This is a genomic window from Marinobacter maritimus (genome assembly GCF_007671675.1).
Classification (GTDB): domain Bacteria; phylum Pseudomonadota; class Gammaproteobacteria; order Pseudomonadales; family Oleiphilaceae; genus Marinobacter; species Marinobacter maritimus.
Map to the genome: position 1 here is coordinate 996706 of NZ_VCGW01000001.1, position 23003 is coordinate 1019708.

At 54.9% G+C, this 23003-nt stretch carries 19 protein-coding genes and 1 pseudogene; 17 read left to right on the plus strand and 3 right to left on the minus strand.

What is annotated here, in order from left to right:
• Nucleotides 1-40 precede the first annotated feature (40 nt).
• From truA to cobA, 15 genes and pseudogenes are all read left to right on the plus strand, one after another.
• Nucleotides 41-949, plus strand: a complete 909-nt coding sequence (truA, locus tag FFI90_RS04515; protein ID WP_144776709.1) for a tRNA pseudouridine(38-40) synthase TruA — start codon at nt 41-43, stop codon at nt 947-949.
• A complete protein-coding gene (locus tag FFI90_RS04520) occupies nt 946-1575 on the plus strand; it encodes a phosphoribosylanthranilate isomerase (protein ID WP_144776710.1) in 630 nt (209 codons plus the stop codon). The genes truA and FFI90_RS04520 overlap by 4 nt, the downstream gene beginning before the upstream one ends.
• A complete protein-coding gene (trpB, locus tag FFI90_RS04525; protein ID WP_425463086.1) occupies nt 1568-2776 on the plus strand; it encodes a tryptophan synthase subunit beta in 1209 nt (402 codons plus the stop codon). The genes FFI90_RS04520 and trpB overlap by 8 nt, the downstream gene beginning before the upstream one ends.
• Nucleotides 2777-2807: 31 nt before the next feature.
• Nucleotides 2808-3620 carry a tryptophan synthase subunit alpha gene (gene trpA, locus FFI90_RS04530; protein WP_144776712.1) on the plus strand — a complete coding sequence of 271 codons (813 nt, stop codon included), beginning with the start codon at nt 2808-2810 and terminating at the stop codon, nt 3618-3620.
• Nucleotides 3621-3665: 45 nt separating this feature from the next.
• A complete protein-coding gene (gene accD, locus FFI90_RS04535; protein ID WP_144776713.1) occupies nt 3666-4592 on the plus strand; it encodes an acetyl-CoA carboxylase, carboxyltransferase subunit beta in 927 nt (308 codons plus the stop codon).
• Nucleotides 4573-5877 carry a bifunctional tetrahydrofolate synthase/dihydrofolate synthase gene (folC, locus tag FFI90_RS04540; protein WP_144776714.1) on the plus strand — a complete coding sequence of 435 codons (1305 nt, stop codon included), beginning with the start codon at nt 4573-4575 and terminating at the stop codon, nt 5875-5877. Before accD ends, folC begins: the two co-directional genes overlap by 20 nt.
• Before the next feature lie 112 nt (nt 5878-5989).
• Nucleotides 5990-6661 carry an SPOR domain-containing protein gene (locus FFI90_RS04545; RefSeq protein WP_144776715.1) on the plus strand — a complete coding sequence of 224 codons (672 nt, stop codon included), beginning with the start codon at nt 5990-5992 and terminating at the stop codon, nt 6659-6661.
• Between the two features lie 91 nt (nt 6662-6752).
• Nucleotides 6753-7289, plus strand: coding sequence for a CvpA family protein (locus FFI90_RS04550; RefSeq protein WP_144776716.1), 537 nt, complete (start codon nt 6753-6755; stop codon nt 7287-7289).
• 34 nt (nt 7290-7323) lie between these two features.
• Nucleotides 7324-8850, plus strand: coding sequence for an amidophosphoribosyltransferase (purF, locus tag FFI90_RS04555; RefSeq protein WP_144776717.1), 1527 nt, complete (start codon nt 7324-7326; stop codon nt 8848-8850).
• A gap of 26 nt (nt 8851-8876) precedes the next feature.
• Nucleotides 8877-10112 carry an O-succinylhomoserine sulfhydrylase gene (locus FFI90_RS04560; RefSeq protein WP_144776718.1) on the plus strand — a complete coding sequence of 412 codons (1236 nt, stop codon included), beginning with the start codon at nt 8877-8879 and terminating at the stop codon, nt 10110-10112.
• Nucleotides 10113-10125: 13 nt separating this feature from the next.
• Nucleotides 10126-12690, plus strand: coding sequence for a DNA translocase FtsK (locus FFI90_RS04565; protein WP_144776719.1), 2565 nt, complete (start codon nt 10126-10128; stop codon nt 12688-12690).
• Nucleotides 12691-12702: 12 nt separating this feature from the next.
• Nucleotides 12703-13350, plus strand: coding sequence for an outer membrane lipoprotein periplasmic chaperone LolA (lolA, locus tag FFI90_RS04570; protein ID WP_144776720.1), 648 nt, complete (start codon nt 12703-12705; stop codon nt 13348-13350).
• Nucleotide 13351: 1 nt separating this feature from the next.
• The gene (locus FFI90_RS04575) at nt 13352-14689 is read left to right on the plus strand and encodes a replication-associated recombination protein A (protein ID WP_144776721.1); all 1338 of its coding nucleotides are present in this window, start codon (nt 13352-13354) and stop codon (nt 14687-14689) included.
• Nucleotides 14690-14790: 101 nt separating this feature from the next.
• Nucleotides 14791-16077 (plus strand): serine--tRNA ligase, encoded by a 1287-nt coding sequence (gene serS, locus FFI90_RS04580; RefSeq protein WP_144776722.1) that lies wholly within the window; start codon nt 14791-14793, stop codon nt 16075-16077.
• Nucleotides 16078-16172: 95 nt separating this feature from the next.
• Nucleotides 16173-16931: pseudogene (gene cobA, locus FFI90_RS04585) on the plus strand (uroporphyrinogen-III C-methyltransferase); the annotation flags it as partial.
• 6 nt (nt 16932-16937) lie between these two features.
• On the opposite strand, the gene FFI90_RS04590 reads toward cobA, so the two are convergent.
• The gene (locus FFI90_RS04590; protein ID WP_144776724.1) at nt 16938-18014 is read right to left on the minus strand and encodes a 3-deoxy-7-phosphoheptulonate synthase; all 1077 of its coding nucleotides are present in this window, start codon (nt 18012-18014) and stop codon (nt 16938-16940) included.
• A 126-nt stretch (nt 18015-18140) separates the two neighbouring features.
• On the opposite strand from FFI90_RS04590, the gene FFI90_RS04595 reads away from it, so the two are divergent.
• Nucleotides 18141-19964 (plus strand): DUF1631 family protein, encoded by a 1824-nt coding sequence (locus tag FFI90_RS04595; protein WP_144776725.1) that lies wholly within the window; start codon nt 18141-18143, stop codon nt 19962-19964.
• A gap of 47 nt (nt 19965-20011) precedes the next feature.
• On the plus strand, nt 20012-20425 hold the full coding sequence (locus FFI90_RS04600) for a PilZ domain-containing protein (protein ID WP_144776726.1): 414 nt from the start codon (nt 20012-20014) through the stop codon (nt 20423-20425).
• A gap of 91 nt (nt 20426-20516) precedes the next feature.
• On the opposite strand, the gene FFI90_RS04605 is transcribed toward FFI90_RS04600, so the two are convergent.
• Both FFI90_RS04605 and FFI90_RS04610 read right to left on the minus strand, forming a co-directional pair.
• The gene (locus tag FFI90_RS04605) at nt 20517-21317 is read right to left on the minus strand and encodes an enoyl-ACP reductase FabI (protein WP_144776727.1); all 801 of its coding nucleotides are present in this window, start codon (nt 21315-21317) and stop codon (nt 20517-20519) included.
• A 66-nt stretch (nt 21318-21383) separates the two neighbouring features.
• Nucleotides 21384-23000, minus strand: a complete 1617-nt coding sequence (locus tag FFI90_RS04610; protein ID WP_144776728.1) for an ABC transporter ATP-binding protein — start codon at nt 22998-23000, stop codon at nt 21384-21386.
• Nucleotides 23001-23003 lie beyond the last annotated feature (3 nt).

The following is a 23003-nucleotide window of genomic DNA, read 5'->3' on the forward strand; positions in this document are numbered from 1 at the left end:
GCGCTTTGTTTTTACAGCAACCTATTGTCCGGATTCACACGTGTTTCTCTATCCCCAGGAACTCACAGCTGACAATGCCATCGGTGGCGGACGAGTTGCCTTGGCGTTCGAATACGATGGCCGCGATTTTCATGGTTGGCAGCTTCAGAAGTCGGGGGTTCGCTCAGTAGAGGCAGAGCTGGCTAAAGCGGTAGCAAAAGTTGCAGACCATCCTGTCGATCTTGTATGTGCAGGCCGGACAGACGCCCGGGTTCACGCAAGCTATCAGGTAGCGCATTTCGAAACGCCTTCCATCCGCAGTCTTCGCTCATGGGTAATGGGCATCAATACTGCTCTGCCGTTCGATATCGCGGTGCATTGGGCAGGTAATGGGAGCGTTGATTTTCATGCCCGCTTTTCCGCAATTTACAGGCGCTATCGCTACGTAATTTACAATAATGCTGTAAGGCCCGGAATCCAGCGAGGTCAGGTAAGCTGGGTGTTTCGGGAGCTTGATGCTGAGCGCATGCATTGCGCAGCTCAGGCGCTTGTGGGTGAGAATGACTTTTCCTCTTTTCGTGCTGCCGGGTGCCAATCCCGAACCCCTGTCCGCTTTCTTGAGCAGATAAAGGTAACCCGGAAAGGAAACTTCGTCGTAATTGATGTGCAGGCCAACGCTTTTTTGCACCACATGGTTCGCAACATTGCAGGGGCGCTTATGGATGTTGGCACCGGAAAGCAGAAGCAGTCCTGGATTCGTGACATACTGCTTGCAAAAGATCGCACGCTTGCCGGAGTAACCGCGCCGCCTCATGGCTTGTATCTGGTCGATGTCGGGTACCCTGAAGGCTTTGATATACCTGCTGCAGAGTGCGGTCCGGGGTTTTTGAGGCCATGGTTCAGCCAGGCAGAAAATCGCCCGGTCTATCCAACGCATATTCACCCCAAGCAGCCGGTAAGAGCGTTATGACTACACGCGTTAAGATTTGCGGTCTGACCCGCGTTCAAGACGTTAAAGCAGCCGTTGCAAACGGTGCGGATGCCCTGGGCTTCGTGTTTTACGAGCCAAGCCCCCGTGTGGTCAGCATTGAACAAGTTGAATTGCTGGCCCGGCATGTACCCGCGTTTGTGTCGGTTGTTGGGCTGTTTGTGAACCCATCGGCGAAGCAGGTCAAGGACGTCCTTGACCGCATACCCCTTGATTTGCTTCAGTTTCATGGTGATGAGCCTGCAGATTTTTGCCAGCAATTTGGTCGACGTTGGATAAAAGCCGTGCGCGTTCAGGGTGCAGGGCAGATTGAACGAGCGTTTGCCGAGTATCACTCAGCAGCCGGGCTGTTGGTGGATGCCTGGGATCCTGCGCGATACGGGGGTACGGGTCATTCATTCAATTGGGATCTGATCCCGCTTGAGCGGCCCTTGCCACTTATATTGGCCGGTGGCTTGTCATCTGATAACGTATCTCGCGCTATAGAGCAGGTGAAGCCGTGGGCTGTCGATGTCAGCGGAGGCGTTGAAGAAAGCAAGGGCATCAAAGACATCGAAAAAATTTCTGAATTTATCAAAGAGGTTCACCGTGTCTGTAAAACTGACTGAAGAAATGTTGACAGCACTGCCGGATGCGCGGGGACACTTCGGTGCCTTCGGCGGGCGCTTTGTTTCCGAAACGCTGATGGATTCCCTGATGACTCTGGAAAGGGAATATCTCAGGCTGAAGAAAGATCCTGAGTTCCAGGCTACCTTTGACAAGGATCTTGCAGATTATGTCGGCCGCCCCAGCCCTCTTTACTTTGCCGAGCGTCTGACGCGGGAAACCGGCGGAGCGCAGATCTGGCTCAAGCGCGAAGACCTCAACCACACGGGCGCGCACAAGGTTAACAACACCATTGGTCAGGCATTGCTCGCCAGTTTTCTTGGTAAAAAACGAATCATCGCCGAAACCGGTGCCGGGCAGCATGGGGTTGCGACCGCTACAGTCTGTGCCCGCCTCGGACTGGAGTGCCATGTTTTCATGGGTGCCGAAGACGTTCAGCGTCAGTCGCTGAACGTTTATCGTATGAAGCTTCTTGGCGCTCAAGTGCACTCTGTTCAGAGTGGAAGCCGTACCCTCAAAGATGCAATGAATGACGCCATGCGCGATTGGGTCACCAACGTTGACGATACCTTCTACATTATCGGTACCGTCGCAGGTCCCCATCCCTATCCGCTATTGGTCAGGGATTTCCAGTCGGTAATCGGCCGTGAAACCCGGAGTCAGTCACTGGAGAAAACCGGAAAATTACCGGATGCTCTGGTGGCCTGTGTGGGCGGCGGATCCAATGCCATTGGCATGTTTTACCCCTTCCTGACAGACGAATCCGTGCAGCTCTATGGCGTTGAAGCCGGCGGCCTTGGTATAGAAACCGGACAGCATGCAGCGCCTTTGTGTGCGGGTCGACCGGGCGTACTTCATGGTAATCGTACGTATCTGATGGAAGATGATGATGGCCAGATTGCCGCGACACATTCGGTCAGCGCAGGTCTTGATTACCCTGGAGTGGGGCCGGAGCATAGCTGGTTAAAAGATATCGGACGGGCCAACTATGTGTCGGTGACCGACGATGAAGCGCTGGACGCATTCCGCATGCTGACGCTGGTTGAAGGTATTATGCCGGCACTTGAAACAGCGCATGCGGTAGCTTACGCAGTCAAGCTTGCAGCCACGATGGATAAAGACCAGATGGTCGTGATCAACATATCCGGTCGCGGTGACAAAGACATTCATACCATCGCACAGCTGGATGGTATTGAGCTGTAAATAACGGTCTGAACAATCGACAGGAGCAGGCATGAGCCGAATTGAAGGGGTTCTCCAGACCCTCAAAGGACAAGGCCGCAAGGCACTTATTCCCTTTATTACCGCCGGTGACCCCCATCCCGACGAGACTGTAGGTCTGATGCATACGATGGTGGATGCCGGGGTCAATATCATCGAGCTGGGTGTGCCGTTTTCCGATCCGATGGCCGACGGCCCGGTGATTCAGTTGGCTTGCGAGCGCGCGCTCAAGCACAGCACATCATTGCGCCGTGTTCTGGCGATAGTGCGAGAGTTCAGACAAACCAATGACACCACTCCCGTGGTGTTGATGGGCTATCTCAATCCTATTGAAGCCATGGGTTACGAGGCATTTGCAGACGCTGCTGCGGAAGCTGGCGTGGATGGTGTGCTCACGGTAGACCTGCCACCGGAAGAGGCAGGTGATGTTGCGCCGCTGTTCGCTGAAAGAGGGCTTGATTCAATTTTTCTGCTGGCGCCGACTACAACTGATGAAAGAATTCGTGCAATTGCCGATCACTCTTCCGGATATGTGTACTATGTTTCATTCAACGGCGTTACCGGAGCAGCAAAAATAAATGTGGAAGAGGTAGCCGCCAAGGTTGCACATGTCCATGAATTGACAGCGCTTCCGGTTGCTGTAGGTTTCGGTATCCGCGACGCAGAAACCGCGGCCGCCGTGGGACGGGTATCCGATGGTGTAATTGTTGGCAGTGTGCTGGTCGATACAATAGCCAGAAATCAGGCAGATATCGAAGAGCTTAAACGGGCACTGACGGATCTGCTTAACCCGATGCGTGAAGCACTGGACAGCCTGGCTTCCTGATTCGGAAGTTGAGGGCAGGCCGGAATCAAAGGACAGGATATAACCATGAGTAACTGGCTGGACAAGATAATGCCGGGCAAGATCCGCTCGGAATCCAATCGCAGGACGGGTGTTCCCGAAGGGCTTTGGAAGAAGTGCCCCAAGTGCGGTGCTTTTCTCTACAAGCCGGAGCTGGAGAAAAACCTGGATGTTTGCCCAAAATGCAATCATCACCTGAGGGTTGATGCCCGCCGTCGTCTCGACGTATTTCTTGATGAAGAAGGTCGTGAGGAAATTGGCGCCAACCTCGAACCTTGGGATCGACTGAAGTTCAAAGACACCAAGCGCTATAAAGATCGTCTCACGCAGGCTCAGAAAGCCACCGGGGAGAAAGACGCCCTGGTTGCAATGAAAGGTACAACACTGAGCGTTCCGCTGGTGGCGTGTTCCTTCGAGTTTAGCTTCATGGGTGGGTCCATGGGGCAAGTTGTTGGCGAAAAGTTCGTACAGGCCGCGAATGTTGCGCTTGCCGAACGTATTCCCCTGGTCTGCTTTTCAGCCAGCGGCGGTGCGCGAATGCAGGAAGCCATTCTTTCGCTGATGCAGATGTCCAAAACTGCAGCTGTGCTGGAGCGAATGAAGCAAGAGGGTATTCCTTACATCTCAGTGATGACAGACCCGGTTTTTGGCGGTGTGTCGGCGAGCCTGGCCATGTTGGGTGATCTCAATATTGCCGAGCCCAATGCACTGATTGGTTTTGCAGGCCCGCGGGTTATCGAGCAAACAGTTCGTGAAAAACTGCCTGAAGGTTTCCAGCGCAGCGAATTCCTGCTTGAGCACGGCGCGATCGACATGATTCTGCACCGCCATCAGATGCGAGAGCGCATCGCGCACGTGCTGGCGAAGTTCACCGGGCAAGAGCGGCCCGATACAGAAGATCCGATCGAGTTTGAAATAACGGAAAAGCCAGACATTGACCCCCCCGCAGAGTAAACAGAAACCCCGGCCCCCGGTAGCACCGGGGGAGGGTGCCACGCTTGGTCAGTGGCTGTCCTGGCTGGAATCGATCCATCCCACAGAGATAGACCTCGGGCTTGACCGGGTGTTAGTCGTCCTGCGCCGGTTGTTCCGGAAGAAACCGACGGCGCGGGTTATTACCGTTGCCGGTACGAACGGCAAGGGCAGCACTGTTGCGACGCTTGAAGCGCTGTTGCAAGCCGCTGGCCGGCGCACTGGCGCCTATACCTCACCCCATCTCCAGAACTACAATGAGCGTGTTCGCATTGATGGCCTGGATATTGACGATGCAACTTTGATCGCAGCGTTCGAAAAGGTGGAAGCGGCACGTGGCTCCGAAACATTAACGTATTTCGAGTTTGGCACTTTGGCGGCGTTTGTCGCATTGAATGCATCGGGAGTGCAGGACTGGATTCTTGAGGTTGGCCTTGGTGGCCGTCTTGATGCAGTGAATGTGATAGATGCAGACATGGCGATTATAACGTCCATTGATATTGATCACGTGGCATTTCTCGGAGACAACCGCGAGGTCATCGGGTTCGAAAAAGCCGGCATTCTTCGCCCGGGCATACCGGCCGTTGTTGCCGATGAGGATCCTCCCCAATCGGTTCTTCAACAGGCAGCGGCACAAAAAGTAGCGTTGGTTCGGGCGGGGCATGAGTATACGATCCAGGAGGTTGTAACAGGCTCTGGCGAAAGTACGGTAACCCTGCACGTTGAGGACGGCGCCTTCAGATTGCCGTCGGGGCCTCTGCCGGTACAGAGTGTTGCGGCTGCTGTGATGGCATTGCGGTCTCTCGAGCCTGAAATGGATCAAGCTGCGATTGAGACAGCGCTGGTTCGCGTCAAAGCGCCCGGTCGGTTCGAACACCTTGGGTACAAGCCTGACCTGTACGTGGACGTTGGGCACAACCCTCATGCAGCTAAGTGGCTTTCAGAAAGACTGCAGGTGCTAAAGAGCAAAAGCCAAAAAGTTCATGCGGTTTACGCGGCGCTTGAGGACAAGGATGTGGAAGGCGTGGTTCATGCGATGACCTCCGTTGTCGACCAATGGTATCTGGCCGGACTGGATGTGCCTCGGGGTCTTGGTTCAGAAACGTTGTGGGCAAGACTTGAGTCAGCGCCGCTGTTGCACACAAGTACGCATGACACGGTTCTTGATGCGATTGCTGCAGCAAAGGCAGGCGCAGTAACCGAAGACATAATTATCGTGTTTGGCTCATTTTTCACGGTTGCTGAAGCGCGCAGGCTACTGCTTTGAGCCCGGATGTCCGGGCGCCTTAAACTTTGTCCATAGCACCGTACAGGGCTTTGAGTTATCACAGGCGGGCAGTTAGTATGTGCCAGGTCAACCAGACGGGGAGTCAAGTAACGTGGATGGACTGAAGCAAAGAATAATCGGTGCGCTGGTTCTGATTTCGCTGGCCGTTATCTTTGTACCCATGGTTTTCGATGAACCTCACTCAGGGCGTACATCGACTTCGATCAATATACCCGAGGAACCACCGTTCCCTGAAGTTGAAGCGCCAGCCTCGGATGCGGCTTCTCCGCCTCCCTACCAGAAAGACCGGCCCGCAACGGCAAGCTCTGGCGCACAGGACTATCGCATTCTTGAGGATGAGGTGTCAGCCGGGAAGCCGGTTCCAGACAATCGCGTCGACAAGGTATCTGAAATAGCCAAGCCAGTTGAAGCTCAGCCCACACCTTCTGCAAGTGCACCGGAAAAGCCGGTTTCAACGGTAAAGGTGGAAGCTCCTGCGGAGGTTGAGGCAGAGGAAGTGAGTGCAGAGTTCACGCGTTCTCTCGAAGGCGCCTGGGTTGTTCAACTAGGCAGTTTTGGTAATGGCGACAATGCGCGCCGCCTCCGGGACAAGGTGCGCGAAAAAGGCTATAACTCTCATCTTCAGGAAGTCGTGCGGGGTGAGAACACTCTGACACGGGTTTTCAGCGGACCCTTTGCTGAAAAATCGGAAGCGGAGTCTGCAAAGCGAGCACTGGATAAGGCTTTCAGCCTGAACAGTCTTGTCACCTCCGGCGATAAATAACCCTTTCCACCCGCTTTATATTGTTCTGGCGGTTTGGCGAGCCGGCGTTTCCTGATAGAATTCGCGCTTCCTTTTCTCCACCGGGATTTCCATGGAAGCGCTGATCTGGATTGACTGGGTCATCATCGCCCTGATTACAATCTCCACCCTCATCAGTCTTAAACGGGGCTTTGTGAAAGAAGCGCTGTCTTTGGTCACGTGGGTGGGCGCGTTCATACTTGCGCGAACTTTTCACCCCCAGATGCAATCCTTGCTGGAGAGTACCGTTGAAACGCCGCTTGTGCGCCTTATTGCAGCATTCGCCATTCTTTTCTTCGGTACGCTTATCGTCGGCGCAATCATCAACAATATAATCGGGCATCTTGTTCGTGCGACCGGGCTTTCTGCTACGGACAGGGTACTGGGCATGGGGTTTGGTATGTTGCGCGGGCTTGTCGTTGTTATCGTCGCAATCGCCTTTATTCGTTACACCCCCCTGGCTCAAGACACCTGGTGGAGAACATCAGTCATGATAGACCGCCTCGGGGTGGTTGAAGATTGGTCCAGACGAACGTTTGGCGACGAGTTCGCCCGTTTCCTGGAGCCGGAATCCCAGAAGGCCGTGAAATCCACGTCCGCATCCAGTTAACATTCAGAATTAACACTCGGAGATTACCTTATCCATGTGTGGCATTGTCGGCATCGTCAGTACTTCTCACGTTAATCAGTCGCTCTATGATGCGCTGACCGTACTTCAGCACCGGGGCCAGGATGCGGCGGGGATTGTTACCTTTCAGGATGAGCGTTTTTTCCTGCGCAAGGATAATGGGCTGGTTCGTGACGTTTTTCACACCCGCCATATGCAGCGGTTGGTCGGCAACGTCGGGATAGGGCACGTGCGCTATCCGACTGCAGGCAGTTCAAGTTCTTCGGAGTCGCAGCCCTTCTATGTGAACAGTCCATACGGGATTACTTTGGCCCACAACGGCAACCTGACCAACGCAGACGAGCTAAGCCAGGATCTGTTCCGTACAGATCTTCGCCATATCAATACCAATTCGGATTCAGAAGTGCTGTTGAACGTTTTTGCACACGAGCTGCAAAAGCTTCGCAAGCTTGACCCGACCAAGGAAGATGTTTTCTCTGCAGTAAGTGCGGTTCATCAACGTTGCCGGGGCGCCTATGCGGTGATTGCGATGATCACCGGCTACGGTATTGTCGGCTTCCGCGATCCGAATGGAATTCGCCCGGTCTGTTATGGCGAGCGCATCGCTGAGGACGGCCGCAAGGAATATATGATCGCATCGGAGAGTGTTGCTCTGAGCGCTGCCGGTTACACTCTGGTGAGGGATATAGCCCCGGGAGAGGCCGTTTATATAGAAACCGACGGCACCCTGTATTCACAGCAGTGCGCAAAAAACCCTCATTTGTACCCCTGCATTTTTGAGCATGTCTATTTTGCCCGGCCAGACTCCATTATGGATGGTGTTTCCGTTTACAAGGCCAGGCTGCGTATGGGGGAAACGCTGGCAGACAAGATTCTGCGGGAATGCCCTGATCACGATATTGATGTGGTTATGCCCATCCCTGATACCAGCCGGACGTCGGCCATGCAGATGGCGCATCGGCTGGGGGTGAAATTCCGCGAAGGCTTTATCAAAAACCGTTATATAGGCCGGACCTTCATCATGCCTGGCCAGACAATGCGCAAAAAGTCAGTGCGCCAGAAACTGAACCCGATTGATCTGGAGTTCAAGGGCAAAAACGTCATGCTGGTTGACGATTCCATTGTCCGCGGCACCACCTGCAAGGAAATTGTGCAGATGGCCAGGGACGCTGGAGCCAGAAAGGTTTACTTTGCATCGGCTGCGCCCCCTGTGCGCTACCCCAATGTCTACGGAATCGACATGCCATCGGCCAGCGAATTGATCGCTCACGAAAGAACCGTTGACGAAATCGGTGCTCTGATCGGTGCAGACTGGCTGTTGTATCAGGATCTTGACGATCTGGTGACTTGCGTCAGCGATGTAAACGACAGCATAGAAGGCTGGGAATGTTCCGTGTTCACCGGCAAATATGTGACGGGGGATATCGACGCCGCCTATCTGAGTCGCCTTGATGAAGCCCGCAATGACAACACACGTTCCGGTGATGTAGATACAGGGTCGACTGATAACGGCATCATTGATCTCTATAACGACGAAGATTGAACACCGAGCCTTGCCAGGAGACGCTCATGACTTTTCACCGCGAAGAAACTGTCCTGATTCCGGAATCGGATCTTGACGGTATGTCTGTGGATACACTGGCGGTGAGGGCAGGGCAGCTCCGAACTGGCCAGCTTGAACACAGTGATGCCATTTTTCCGACATCGAGCTTTGTGTACAACAGTGCAGCGCAGGCCGCAGCCCGTTTCGGGGGAGAAGAACCGGGCAATATCTACTCCCGTTTCACCAATCCTACGGTTCAGGCTTTCGAGGGCCGCATCGCCGCCATGGAAGGCGGGGAGCGCGCTGTTGCAACTTCATCCGGCATGGCCGCGATACTAAGCACCTGCATGGCGCTGCTCAAAAGCGGCGACCACGTGATTTGCTCCCGAGGTGTGTTTGGCACCACCAACGTGCTGTTTCAGAAATACATGGCGAAGTTCGGTGTTACAACAACCTTCGTGAGCCTGACTGATCTTCAGCAGTGGGGCTCGGCCGTGCGCCCGGACACCCGCATGCTGTTTATCGAGACACCGTCTAACCCGCTATGCGAGGTTGCGGATATGGAAGCGTTGGCCCAGCTGGCCCACAGCAATGACGCGCTGTTTGTGGTGGACAACTGTTTTTGTACACCGGTGTTGCAACGCCCGCTGGAGCACGGTGCGGATATCGTGATTCACTCCGCAACCAAATACCTCGATGGCCAGGGTCGCTGCGTAGGTGGTGTGGTAGTTGGGCCGGCAAGGCTCATGGATGAAGTTTACGGCTTCCTGCGGTCTGCAGGGCCTACCATGAGCCCGTTCAATGCCTGGGTCTTCCATAAGGGGCTGGAAACCTTACCAATCCGTATGCGTGCCCACTGCGACAATGCGTTAGAGTTGGCGAGATGGCTGGAGCAGCAACCCGCAGTTGAGCAAGTGTATTATGCCGGGCTTGAAAGCCATCCCCAGCACGAACTTGCAAAGAAACAGCAAAAAGGGTTTGGTGGGGTGCTGGCGTTTTGCGTGAAAGGCGGCCGTGAGGAAGCCTGGAAATTCATCGATGCGACGCGGATGATTTCAATAACGGCTAACCTGGGCGATGTCAAAACCACGATTACACATCCGGCGACCACAACCCACGGGCGGTTGTCGCCAGAAGACAAGTCCGGAGCCGGTATCACCGAGAACCTGTTACGGCTTTCAGTTGGTATCGAAGCAGTTGAAGATCTGAAAACAGACTTGTACCGAGGTTTTCAGGCACTTCAGAACGCAAGCAACACTTAACGTTTGAGCATTCATGGCAGAATCTGCAAAAGCGAAGAAATCACCACAGGAACCTACAGAGAAGCAACTGCGTTTTCGCCGCCAGGCAGCACAAGGCGCGCGTGAAGGTGCAGTGATCGGGCTGATAGCCCTGTGTATCTATCTGGCGATGGCTCTTGTGACATTTAATCCTGCCGACCCCGGCTGGGCCAGTATCGGCCATGAAACCAGCGTACTTAACGCCGCTGGCCGCTCTGGTGCCTGGCTTGCCAGCTTGCTGATGGATTTCTTCGGTCATGTTGCCTACCTGTTCCCGGTCATGGTTGCGGGCTACGCAATCATGCTGGTCCGCCGCAGAAACGATCCGCTGGATATGCACTGGCCTTTATTCATGATGAGGTTCGGTGGCTTTCTGTTGATCTTGCTGTCGGCCACCAGCCTTCTGTCTCTTTATTCGGTATTTGGACTGGGCGCTACATCCGGAGGAGTTCTGGGCATCACCGTTTCGGATGCCATGGTTCGTTTCTTCAATCTGCCAGCAACTACGTTGCTGCTCATCGCGATATTCCTTTTTGCCCTGACGGTCACCGTGGGCCTTTCATGGTTCTGGTTAATGGACCAACTGGGCGGGTTTACAATTCGCGTCGGGCAATCACTGAAGAAACTCGCGAGTTCGGATAAACCTGCCCATACCCCGGAGAAATCACCGGTACCATCCCAGTCGGCCGCCCCAGTCAAGACGCAGCCGAGCGCCGCCGATGAACAGTCTACCAAGCGTTGGTGGCACTGGATCCCCGGGTTTGGGCCGCGCAAACAAGCAAAACCGAAAAAGCCATCCAGAGATCGCCTGGAACCCGGCTTTGAAAGTTTTTCCGCAGACCAGGAGCCAGAACCGGCGCGCCTCGAGAGCTTCAGCTCCCGGGATGAGGCGCCAGCAAAAAAAACCGCTCAGTCGCAAACATCTGCTGCGGATAAAGTGAAGTCAGCCTCGCCGGCCGGCCGGTCGCTGAAAATATCGCCGTTCAAGAAAGATGAGCAACCGCCGACCAATAACGCGAAAAATGCTCAACCTTCGTTGCTGGAAGACATAGAGAGCCCAATTCCTCCCATCTCGTTGCTGGACCCACCTGAGGAGCACAAGGAGAGTGGCTACTCTGAAGAAGCACTGGAGCACATGTCACGTTTGCTCGAAGAAAAGCTTGCGGATTTCGGAGTTTCAGTCGAGGTAGTTGAGGTTAATCCGGGGCCAGTAATTACACGGTTTGAGATAAAACCGGCGGCAGGCGTCAAGGTCAGCAAAATCTCGAATCTCGCCAAGGATCTGGCTCGCTCACTGGCTGTTTTGAGTGTGCGGGTTGTGGAGGTGATCCCGGGCAAGTCTGTGGTGGGCATCGAAATCCCCAATGAAAAACGGGAGATTGTCCGTCTCAGCGAAGTTCTGAGCGCAAGAGTGTTCACCGAGTCCAATTCTGCGCTGACAATGGCGCTTGGTAATGACATCGGCGGCAACCCCATGGTTGCAAACCTCGCCAAAATGCCCCACCTACTGGTTGCCGGTACGACTGGTTCCGGTAAATCAGTAGGGGTTAACGCCATGCTGTTGAGCATGCTGCTGAAGGCGGGGCCGGAAGATGTACGTTTCATTATGGTCGACCCCAAGATGCTGGAACTCAGCATCTACGACGGCATCCCGCACCTGCTGGCGCCGGTTGTTACCGACATGAAAGAGGCCGCAAATGCACTGCGCTGGTGTGTGGCCGAAATGGAACGCCGATACCGCTTGCTGGCCACGCTGGGTGTCCGAAACCTCGCTGGCTACAACCGCAAAGTGAAAGATGCAGCGGAGGCCGGTGAGCCTCTTCTCGATCCGTTCTGGAAGCCGGACGAGTATTTGGCCAACGACGAGCAGGAACGTCCCGAACTCGAGCATTTGCCGTTTATCGTGGTGGTTATTGATGAGTTTGCCGACATGATGATGATTGTCGGCAAAAAAGTGGAAGAGCTGATTGCGCGGATTGCCCAGAAAGCGAGGGCGGCAGGTATTCACCTGATACTTGCAACCCAGCGGCCGTCTGTGGATGTCATCACGGGTCTGATCAAAGCCAACATTCCCACTCGCATGTCGTTCCAGGTTTCCTCCAAGATCGATTCGCGCACCGTGTTGGATCAGGGTGGTGCCGAGCAGCTTTTAGGGCATGGTGACATGCTTTATCTGCCCCCGGGTTCTGGCCTCCCGGTCCGCGTCCACGGCGCATTCGTGGACGATGACGAGGTTCACCGGGTGGTGAGCGCATGGAAGGCCCGAGGTGAACCTGTGTACGTGGACGATGTGCTTAACGGTGCCGAAGGTGAGAATCTGCCAGGGGTGCCCAGCTTGTCGGATGGCGGCGACAACGAAAGTGATGCGCTGTTCGACGAAGCGGTGGCGTTTGTCACTGAAGGGCGCCGGGTATCAATTTCGTCTGTGCAGAGAAAGTTCAAGATAGGTTATAACCGGGCGGCCAATCTGGTTGAAGCCATGGAAGCATCGGGTGTGGTCAGTTCAGCGGGTCATAACGGTGCCCGTGAAGTTTTGGCACCGCCCCCACCAAGAGATTAGGAGTCGTATCGCATGCAACAGCTATTTCTGAAGCCCCTGTCGGCATTGATTGTGGCGCTTGTATTCAGCAGCTCACTGATGGCGGCAGGCAAAGAAGGTTCAGCGGCAGAGCTCGCTTCCTTGCTGCAAAGCTATGAGACCTATCAGGCCGACTTTATTCAGATTGTGGTAAACGAAAGCGGCAGCAAAGTGCAGGAATCCCGGGGCTCGCTGAAGGCCAAAAGGCCGGGGCTGTTCTACTGGGAGACCCGTGCGCCTTTGTCGCAATTTATTGTCAGTAACGGTGAAAGCGTAGAAGTCTACGATCCCGATCTGGAACAGGTCACGGTGCATAGCCTGGACGACCGCGTTCAGACAACACCGGCGCTGCTGCTCAGTGGTGAAGTGGATAACCTTGAAGAAACCTATCGGGTTTCCGGTCATCAGCTCAGTGACGATACCCGGGAATTCACGCTTGAGCCGAAAAGCGAGGATTCGTTATTTGTGTCGCTACGACTAACGTTCTTCAAAAAAGAACTGCAGGAAATGCGCATGCAGGATTCATTGTCGCAGCTCAGCGTGCTCAGCTTTGACAACATCCGGCTCAACGACACCGTCGATAATAGCGCGTTTACGCTTGAGTACCCGGAAGGTGTCGACGTAATCGGGGACGAGGGCTGATATGCAAAACAGCCTGTTCACCGAACAGGTCGGGTTTCGGCCTCTGGCAGCGCGTATGCGCCCGGAATCCCTTGAAGACTATGTGGGGCAGTTGCACCTTGTAGGGCCCGGCAAGCCGCTTCGCAGAGCGGTAGAGCAGGGCCAGCTCCACTCCATGATTCTCTGGGGCCCGCCGGGGGTCGGTAAAACCACCTTTGCGAGGCTTCTGGCGAGTGTTGGCGACCTCAGTTTCGAGACAGTGTCTGCGGTTCTCAGCGGCGTGAAGGATATCCGTGCCATTGTAGAGCGTTCACGCAACCGCAAGCTTTCGCAGGGCCAGGACACGTTGTTGTTCGTGGACGAAGTGCACCGGTTCAACAAGAGCCAGCAGGACGCTTTTCTTCCGCACATTGAAGACGGCACCTTCATTTTTGTTGGCGCCACCACCGAGAACCCTTCTTTTGAGCTGAACAGCGCCCTGCTTTCCCGTACTCGGGTTTACGTTCTCAAGAACCTCGAAGAGGCAGATATCCTTAATCTGCTGGGCAGAGCTTTGAGTTCGGAGGAAGGTTTTAACGGCGAGCTTGCGGTTTCGGATGATGTGCTCAGCGTTATGGCGGCTGCCTCTGGCGGTGACGCCCGGCGGGCGCTTAACATTCTCGAGATTGCGGCTGATCTCGCGGAGCCGGACAGCGAAGGCAAAAACCGTGTTAACGCGGAACACCTTGAGCAGGTGATGCAAACCAGTTTGCGCCGCTTTGATAAGGGCGGGGACGTTTTTTACGACCAGATATCAGCCTTGCACAAGTCTGTGAGAGGCTCAGACCCGGATGGCTCACTTTACTGGCTGTGTCGGATGCTGGATGGTGGTTGCGACCCTTTGTACGTTGCGCGCCGCCTCGTGCGTATCGCAAGCGAGGACATAGGCAATGCCGATCCCCGTGCCTTGCAGCTGAGCATGGAGGCCTGGAACGCTCAGGAGCGCCTGGGGAGCCCTGAGGGGGAGCTGGCACTGGCGCAGGCGGTCACTTATCTCGCGCTCGCCCCGAAAAGCAACGCGGTGTATAAGGCGTTCAACCAGTGCATGGCCGATATACGGCAGGATCCAGACTACGAGGTGCCGGTGCACCTGCGCAACGCGCCAACCAAGTTGCTCAAAAGCATGGGGCACGGTGACTCCTATCGTTATGCTCATGACGAGCCTGAAGGCTTTGCGGCGGGTGAGTCCTATCTACCTGATGCCATCCACCAGCGCAGATACTATGAGCCGATTAACCGGGGGCTGGAAATCAAGCTTTCCGAAAAGCGCCAGCGGCTCGATGCCCTCAATGATCAAAGCCCCAGAAAACGCCATTCCTGAACGCCGTATAAGGTTACGCGCAGCGCTAGCCACAGACGTCGGCACAGGTATAATGGCGAGTTATTCTACACACACCGCAAACCGGAAAATCCAGGATACCCATGCTCGATCCCAAACTCGTCCGTACCAAGACTGAAGAGATCGCCCGTCGACTGGCCATCAAAAACTATACTTTTGACGTGGCCGGCTTCGAGCAACTTGAAGAGCGCCGCCGGGCCCTTCAGGTACGCACGGAAACCTTGCAGGGCGAGCAGAACAAGAAGTCGAAGTCGATTGGCAAAGCCAAAGCTGCGGGCGAAGATATTCAGCCACTTCTGGATGAGGTTGAGAGCCTGAAATCCCGCAAGTCGGAAGCCGAGGAAGAGCTGCGCACGCTGCAGCAGGAACTCAATGAGTTTCTGGCTGGTATTCCGAACCTTCCCGATGAAAGCGTTCCGGCGGGCGACAGCGAGGAAGAGAATATTGAGGTTCGTACTTGGGGTACGCCCAAAACGTTTGATTTCGAGCCTAAAGACCATGTTGCTCTGGGAGAAGGGCTAGGCGAAGGAATGGGCGGCCTGGATTTCGAAACTGCAACACGTCTTGCGCACTCAAGGTTTGCGGTTATGCGCGGTCAAGTGGCGCGCCTTCATCGAGCCCTTGCGCAGTTCATGCTCAACCTCCACACCGGCGAACATGGTTATTCTGAAACCTATGTGCCTTACTTGGTAAACGCGGATGCGCTTTATGGCACCGGCCAACTCCCCAAGTTTGAGGAAGACCTGTTTAAATTGCAGGGTGAGCCTTCGCTTTATCTGATTCCGACGGCAGAAGTGCCAGTGACCAACCTGGTTTCAGATACGATTCTTGATGCGGCTGAATTACCCTTGAAAATGGTTTGTCACACGCCTTGTTTCCGTAGTGAAGCCGGCTCATACGGTCGCGATACCCGGGGTATGATCCGTCAGCACCAATTCGACAAGGTTGAGTTGGTGCAGGTGGTTCGTCCTGAAGATTCCGATGGGGCGCTGGAAGCGCTGACCAGCCACGCTGAAAAAGTTCTTCAGTTACTTGAGCTGCCTTATCGTCTTGTTGCTCTGTGCGGCGGAGATATGGGTTTCTCTGCTGCCAAAACCTACGATATCGAAGTCTGGTTACCTGGGCAGAGCAAGTTCCGTGAGATCTCATCCTGTTCCAATACGCGTGATTTCCAGGCCCGACGCATGAGCGCGCGTTGGCGCAACCCGGAAACCGGTAAGCCCGAGCCAGTGCATACACTGAACGGGTCCGGCCTCGCAGTGGGTCGTGCCATGGTAGCGGTTATGGAAAACTATCAGCAGGCGGATGGCAGTATTCTCGTTCCGGAAGTTCTCAAGCCATACATGGGTGGGGTCGAGCGACTTCAATGACAGACAAGCCTCAAAACATCCCAGGAACAAACGTCGGGGCAGCGCCTGCTCCGGTTCGTTACAAAGCCAACCCCGTTACTTCGAATCCCAATAGCTCCGCCGGGCAGGTTGCTCTCGTGGGCGCAGGCCCCGGGGACCCGGAACTGCTAACCCTGAAGGCCTGGCGGCTTATTACGTCAGCAGAGGTTGTACTCTACGACAGGCTCGTGTCGCCGGAAATTCTCGCATTGATTCCGGATACGGCTGAAATGATCCATGTTGGCAAGCAGCGGGCGAACCATGCGTTGCCGCAGGACCAGATCAATCAGAGGCTGGTGGATCTGGCAAGAGAAGGTTATCGGGTCGTCAGGCTCAAGGGTGGGGATCCGTTTATATTCGGTCGTGGTGGCGAGGAAATTGAAACTCTGGCCAGTGCCGGTATCCGGTTTCAGGTTGTACCAGGCATAACGGCTGCATCCGGCTGCGCTGCGTATGCAGGGATTCCGTTGACTCACCGCGATTACGCACAGTCGGTGCGTTTTATTACCGGCCACCTGAAAAATAACACCTGCGATTTGCCCTGGAAGGACTTTGTTCAGAACAGCCAGACATTGGTGTTCTATATGGGGCTTGTTGGTTTGCCCATTATCTGCGAGCAGCTTGTAATGCACGGAATGGCACCGGATATGCCGGTAGCTCTGATTTCCAAGGGCACCACCCGGGATCAGCACGTGGTTACCGGTAACCTGGAAACGATTGTTCAAAAAGTGAACGAAGAAGAGGTGCAGGCGCCAACACTGGTTATTGTTGGTCAGGTCGTTGCGTTGCGTGATCGGCTGGACTGGGTAGGCGGCTTGCCAACCCAGTCTGCCTGACGACGTTCAGACGGCTTTACGGCCGGGCAGAACGTCCTTGAGCTTGTCACGCATTTCGCGGATGGCTTTTTCTGTGGTTTCCCAGTCGATGCAAGCATCGGTCACGGACACGCCATATTGCAGGTCTGACAGGTTTTCCGGGATAGACTGGTTGCCCCAGTTTATATTGCTCTCGATCATCAGACTCTGAATTGACGTGTTGCCCTCGAGAATCTGGTGGCTGACGTCCTGCATAACCAATGGCTGAATGGCCGGGTCTTTGCTGGAGTTGGCATGGCTGCAATCCACCATGACGGATTTGCGTAGGCCCGCCTTGTCGAGGGCCTGTTCACAGAGCGTCACGCTGACCGAATCGTAATTGGGCTTGCCGCCACCGCCACGCAGAACTACATGGCCATACTGGTTGCCTTTGGTGCGGATAATAGCCACCTTGCCTTGCTGATCAATGCCGAGGAAACTGTGCGGATAGGATACAGACTTCATGGCGTTCACAGCCACATCCAGACTGCCATCGGTGCCATTCTTGAAGCCAATCGCCATGGAAAGACCACTGCTCATTTCGCGGTGAGTCTGGGATTCTGTGGTGCGGGCGCCAATCGCCGACCAGGTAATTGTGTCCTGCAGATACTGTGGCGAGATCGGATCCAGGGCTTCTGTTGCTACCGGTAGCCCAAGCTCGTTGATATCAAGTAGAAGACGACGGCCCAACTGCAGACCATGCTCAATATCAAAGGTGTCGTTAAGGTGCGGGTCGTTAATCAAGCCTTTCCAGCCAACCGTTGTTCTCGGTTTTTCAAAATAGACGCGCATAACGATCAGCAGGGTATCACTGACTTCATCGGCAAGTTCTTTGAGGCGGGTGGCGTAATCACGCGCTGCGTCTACGTCGTGAATAGAACAGGGGCCTACAACCAGAAACAAACGGTGGTCTTTGCCGTCAATAATGTCGTAGATCGACTGGCGGCCATCTGTAACAGTTTGGGCTGCATTGCCCGTTAGTGGCATATCCTGTTTGAGCTTTCCAGGTGTAATCAACGGTTCCTGGCTCGCCACGTTCAGATCTTCAAGTTTGTTGCCGGACATTTTCGACTGTTTCCCCGAATCTTATCGTTACAATAGCGCCGGACCCAGATGTGGCCAACCCCGACGAGTTCGTTATACTGCTTTATTTGGTGGGCCTTTTCAACGCTTCTTGAGCACGGGGATTGGATGTCACAAAACAGGCCGAAGTCGCACCAGATGGCCTCGCGCAAGGCTGTTGCCGATAAAATTGACTGTGTGCTTGCCGGTATTCGAGTTCCCGACCTGCCTTACCCCGTTGGGAAACTTGCACCAGAGACTATAAGTGACTGGCAACCGCTGCTGTTTTCATGCTGGACGGAGCAACGCAATGAGCGTGTAACCCATGTTATTCGCTCATTGAATCTTGACTGGTCGGTGCGCCAGATCAACGCGGCCTATGTCGCCGATCGCATTATGGACGTATTCCTCAAAACCAGCGGCCTGCACACCGCATTGGCCCAGCGCATCGCGCGGTTGCGATTTTACCTCGCCTGGCGCATGAATCTCGAAGGTCATCGGGCATTTAGTGATTCATTACTTCTATGGCTCGACGGCTTTCAGGAATGGCGTGGCTGGAGTGACTCCGGCGGGCGTTCATCCAAGGCACTGCTGGAGCAACTGGACGCACTCGTTGTCGCCGTTTCTGCAAGTTTTGATTCGGGCACGACCGATACTGTCGATGCGTTTTGTAAGCAATGGCAGGACGACTCCGTCCGGCGCAATGCGCAGGTCGGCAGACTGCGTCAGAGGCTGTTGGAGACGGAGCAGGGTGCAGCTCGCCAAAGGCGGGCGGATCAAACCTCAAGAGCGCTTATCGGGCGAGCTCTGAAGGGACGGAAGCTGCCGCAGCCTGTACTGCATTTTGTTTTTGATCACTGGCAAAGGTTGCTGAAACAGGCTGTGTGGGAGGCCGGAGTGAACGGTGAAACCTGCAGGCATGGCAGCAAGCTCCTTGAGTGGCTGGTTTGGGTGGGCGACCCCTCGCTTTCCGACAAGGACAGAGACCGGTTGTATCATGTGGGTGAGCAAATCGGCGACCGACTGGTGGACGTGTGGAGCCGCGTGTTTGATCACCCCCTGACACCTAACGCGCTGGCAGGCATCGGTACCGTCATGATGTCAAGATTGCGTGGAGAAACGCCCAATCTGGTTGACGCCTTACCGGATGCTGCAAGCTTCCCCTGGAACCCGGCTTGGCTCACTTTCGAAGCGCCCCCGCGAGCTGAGTTTCAGCCCTTTGAAGGCGGTTGGTTCGTTGAGGGTGAAGGTGCAGAGGAACAGCGCCGCTATTTTTTTGCTCTGCTTGAAGACACCGGAGAAATCCTCTGGACCAATGGCACGGGGGTAAAGCTTGGCCTGCAGCTTTGGCCTGAGTTCTGTCAGGCCAAAGCTGCAGGTCGTATTCGTCCGTTACCGGATCAGACACCCTTTGGCGAGGTACTTGGCGAAACCGTTGAACTGTTGACCCGGGCGTTTGAAAAACAGCGTAAAAAGCGTGAACAAGCCGCGGAGGCCGCCCGAGCAAGGGCCGACGCGCTACGGCGAGAAAGAGAAGCTGTGGAATTAAAACGCCTGGAACAGAAGGCCGCCCAGCAAGCAGCTCTCGATCGCGAGCAACAGGAAATCGAAAGCCAACGTCTGGCGCACGAACAGGCTGAGCACGAACGCCTGCTCAGAGAAAGAACAGCGCTTGCACAAAAGCAGGTGGCAGAGCTGGGTCTTGGTGGCTGGATACTGGTGGAGCCGGAGCAGCCCGAAAGTTCAGCCGGCAGGCTCAAGCTTGCCGTTCGCACAAACGCATCCCGTAAGCTGATTTTTGTGGACCGGTTGGGGTTGAATCGTCGCGAGTTTCTGGAAGATGAACTCGTTCTGGGTATCGTTGAAGAACGCATCCGTGTTCTGGGCGGTGCAGCAGAGTTTGATGACACGCTAAGCCGTGTGGTGGGGCGCATTCGTGTCGGAAAGAATTGAGAGAACAGCAATAAGCCAGGAACAGTCTTGAACGACCAGGAACAGCCATGAAAGATACTGACTATACATTTGGAACATCAGATGACCTGTACGGCGGGCAGGACAACCGGTTGCACTACCGTTTGACGGCACGCGCCCGAGTTTCTCTGGAGCTGGAAGCTAGTGATCCGGAACCCCGCGGAGTGCCAGATTCATCCGGGCGGGAACTGGTGTGCGGCGTTCGCGACTTGTCGACAGGTGGTCTGCGTTTGATCTCTGAAGAGCAGCTTGCCGCAGGCGCCTTGTTCCCTGCTACTGTCTCGCTCGGCAACGAGACAGAGCCCTTCAGACTGACGATTGAAGTGATCTGGTGTCGTCCGAATGGCGCAGACTATCTGGTGGGTGTAAGAATTGTTGAATGCCTGCAGACTGCGTACGTTGAATGGACAGAAGCGGTCGCGTCCGCCATGGAAGCACTCTGAACGCCGAGTTGCAGGCTGGTTCGGGATGAAGGGCGCGAAAAGTTATCCGAGAGGAGAGCAGGGAGCCATGCCAGGCTCCCTGCCTTATTACTTAATCTTCGGTTGCTGATTCTTCAAGTTCGCCCATGCCGGTAATGTTGAAGCCGGCATCCACGTACATGATTTCACCGGTAATACCGCTGGCCATGTCGGAGGTCAGAAAGGCTGCAGCGTTGCCCACTTCGTCGGTGGTCACATTGCGGCGCAAGGGTGCGCGTCGCGCATTTTCCGCCAGCATCTTGCGGAAGCTCTTGATGCCAGAGGCTGCCAGTGTCCTGATCGGCCCTGCGGAAATGCCGTTTACCCGAATGCCATCGCGGCCAAGGCTTGCAGCCATATAGCGCACGTTGGCTTCCAGCGACGCTTTGGCGAGCCCCATTACGTTGTAGTTCTGCAGAACCTTTTCAGCGCCGAGGTAGCTCAGAGTCAGCAGTGAGCTGCCCTCGTGCATCATCGAACGTGCACCCTTGGCCAGAGCCACAAAGCTGTAGGAACTGATGTCGTGGGCGATCTTGAAGCCTTCACGAGTGGTCACATCAACGTAGTTGCCATCGAGTTCGTGCCCCGGAGCAAAACCAACAGCGTGAACGATGATGTCGATGTTGTCCCAGTGTTTGTTCAGCTCCTTGAACACATTTTCAATTTCTTCATCACTGGCAACATCGCACGGGAAGATAAGTTTGCTGCCCCATCCGTCAGCGAACTTCTCTACCCTTGGTTTGAGCTTTTCATTCTGATACGTGAAGGCCAGTTCCGCGCCTTCACGAGCGAAGGCGTCCGCAATGCCGTATGCGATAGACAGTTTGCTGGCTACGCCAACGATCAGCGCTTTCTTGCCATTGAGTATTCCCATGGGTCGTTCTCCCTGTGTTCCTGATTTTGGTGCATTATCCCCGAAGTATCCCGGCAGGAGTAACGCTCAAATAGTCGTAGTGGTGGTGGCATCTTTCAACTGGTAGAAAAACGCCGCGTTAAGTAACTCTTGTGTGTACTGCTCTGCGGGTGCCCGGAAGATTTCACCGGCATCCCCGTATTCGACAATCGCCCCCTGTCTGAGTACCAGTAGCTGGTGACTGATTGCCCGGACAACGGCGAGATCATGGCTGATAAAGATATAGCTTAGACCATAGCGCGCCTGAATATCCCGAAGCAGCTCGATAACCTGCTTCTGAACGGTTCGATCCAGAGCGGAAGTGGGTTCGTCCAGAATGATAAGGTCTGGCTGAAGAACCAATGCCCGGGCAATGGCGATGCGTTGACGCTGCCCCCCTGAGAATTCATGGGGGTAGCGGTGCCTTGCTTCAGGATCAAGCCCAACATCGGTCAGAGCCGTTATGACCTTCTGATCATGGGTTTCAGCGTTTTCCGGATCGTGTATTTCCAGGCCTTCCCGAACAATTTCGGCAATGGACATCCGTGGGCTCAGGCTGCCAAAAGGATCCTGAAAAACAATCTGTATCCGGCGCCGCCAGGGCCGGAAAGCGCTTTGATCGAGCCCGGCGAGCTCTTGGCCATCCAGTTTCATGCTGCCTGAGCTGGTAGTTAGCTTGAGAAGCGCATGGCCAATGGTGGTTTTTCCGCTACCACTTTCACCCACAATACCGAGAGTCTGGCCACGCTCAAGGGAAAAATCGACACGTTTCACCGCGTGAAAATATTCCTTTACCTTGCCGAACAACCCTCTTCGAGTCGGAAACCGTACATCCAGATTACTGACGTTCAGCAGAGGCTTTCCATTCCGGGGCTGGGTAAGGGGAGCTTCCGGGGGCTCGGCATCCAGAAGTTTGCGGGTGTACGGGTGGTTGGGTGACGCGAACAAAGCCGCGGTTTGTCCTTGCTCCACCAGCTTTCCGTGTTCCAGGACTGCAACCCGGCTGGCATAGTGACGTACTATGGTCAGGTCATGGGTAATCAGAAGAATCGCCATGCCCAACTTCTGCTGCAAACCCTGCAATAATTCCAGCACCTGCTTCTGGACCGTAACATCCAGCGCCGTGGTTGGCTCATCTGCTATCAGCAGGTCAGGCTCATTGGCCAGTGCCATGGCAATCATTACCCGCTGCTTCTGACCACCTGAAAGCTGATGCGGGTAGGCGCCAAGCCGGCTCTCAGGGTTGTCGATGCCAACCAACTGCAACAGTTCCAGACAGCGTTCCCGGGCTTGGGAGCCGCGCATCCCCTTGTGAAGCTCCAGCGTCTCGCTGATTTGTTTTTCTACACTGTGCAGCGGGTTCAGAGAGGTCATCGGCTCCTGAAAGATCATGCTGATCTCTCGGCCACGAACCTGGCGTAAGCGTTTCTCAGACGCCTGCAGCAGATCTTCTCCGCGATAGCGGATCTCACCACTCGGATAGCTGGCATGGCGTTCATCAAGCAGCCGCAGCACTGACAATGCCGTGATGGATTTGCCTGAGCCGCTCTCACCAACGAGCGCCAGAGTTTCACCTTTTCGCAGGCTGAGAGACAGGGAATCCACAGCCTTCTCGCCCTGATTGAAGCAGATCGTGAGATTGGTTATCTCCAGCAAGTCATTCATATC

Bases quoted from the DNA above. Each gene is read 5' to 3' on its own strand.
- FFI90_RS04520 (WP_144776710.1), top strand. From the start codon at position 946: ATGACTACACGCGTTAAGATTTGCGGTCTGACCCGCGTTCAAGACGTT.
- trpA (WP_144776712.1), top strand. From the start codon at position 2,808: ATGAGCCGAATTGAAGGGGTTCTCCAGACCCTCAAAGGACAAGGCCGC.
- accD (WP_144776713.1), top strand. From the start codon at position 3,666: ATGAGTAACTGGCTGGACAAGATAATGCCGGGCAAGATCCGCTCGGAA.
- FFI90_RS04550 (WP_144776716.1), top strand. From the start codon at position 6,753: ATGGAAGCGCTGATCTGGATTGACTGGGTCATCATCGCCCTGATTACA.
- purF (WP_144776717.1), top strand. From the start codon at position 7,324: ATGTGTGGCATTGTCGGCATCGTCAGTACTTCTCACGTTAATCAGTCG.
- FFI90_RS04560 (WP_144776718.1), top strand. From the start codon at position 8,877: ATGACTTTTCACCGCGAAGAAACTGTCCTGATTCCGGAATCGGATCTT.
- FFI90_RS04565 (WP_144776719.1), top strand. From the start codon at position 10,126: ATGGCAGAATCTGCAAAAGCGAAGAAATCACCACAGGAACCTACAGAG.
- lolA (WP_144776720.1), top strand. From the start codon at position 12,703: ATGCAACAGCTATTTCTGAAGCCCCTGTCGGCATTGATTGTGGCGCTT.
- FFI90_RS04575 (WP_144776721.1), top strand. From the start codon at position 13,352: ATGCAAAACAGCCTGTTCACCGAACAGGTCGGGTTTCGGCCTCTGGCA.
- serS (WP_144776722.1), top strand. From the start codon at position 14,791: ATGCTCGATCCCAAACTCGTCCGTACCAAGACTGAAGAGATCGCCCGT.
- FFI90_RS04590 (WP_144776724.1), bottom strand. From the start codon at position 18,014: ATGTCCGGCAACAAACTTGAAGATCTGAACGTGGCGAGCCAGGAACCG.
- FFI90_RS04595 (WP_144776725.1), top strand. From the start codon at position 18,141: ATGTCACAAAACAGGCCGAAGTCGCACCAGATGGCCTCGCGCAAGGCT.
- FFI90_RS04600 (WP_144776726.1), top strand. From the start codon at position 20,012: ATGAAAGATACTGACTATACATTTGGAACATCAGATGACCTGTACGGC.
- FFI90_RS04605 (WP_144776727.1), bottom strand. From the start codon at position 21,317: ATGGGAATACTCAATGGCAAGAAAGCGCTGATCGTTGGCGTAGCCAGC.
- FFI90_RS04610 (WP_144776728.1), bottom strand. From the start codon at position 23,000: ATGAATGACTTGCTGGAGATAACCAATCTCACGATCTGCTTCAATCAG.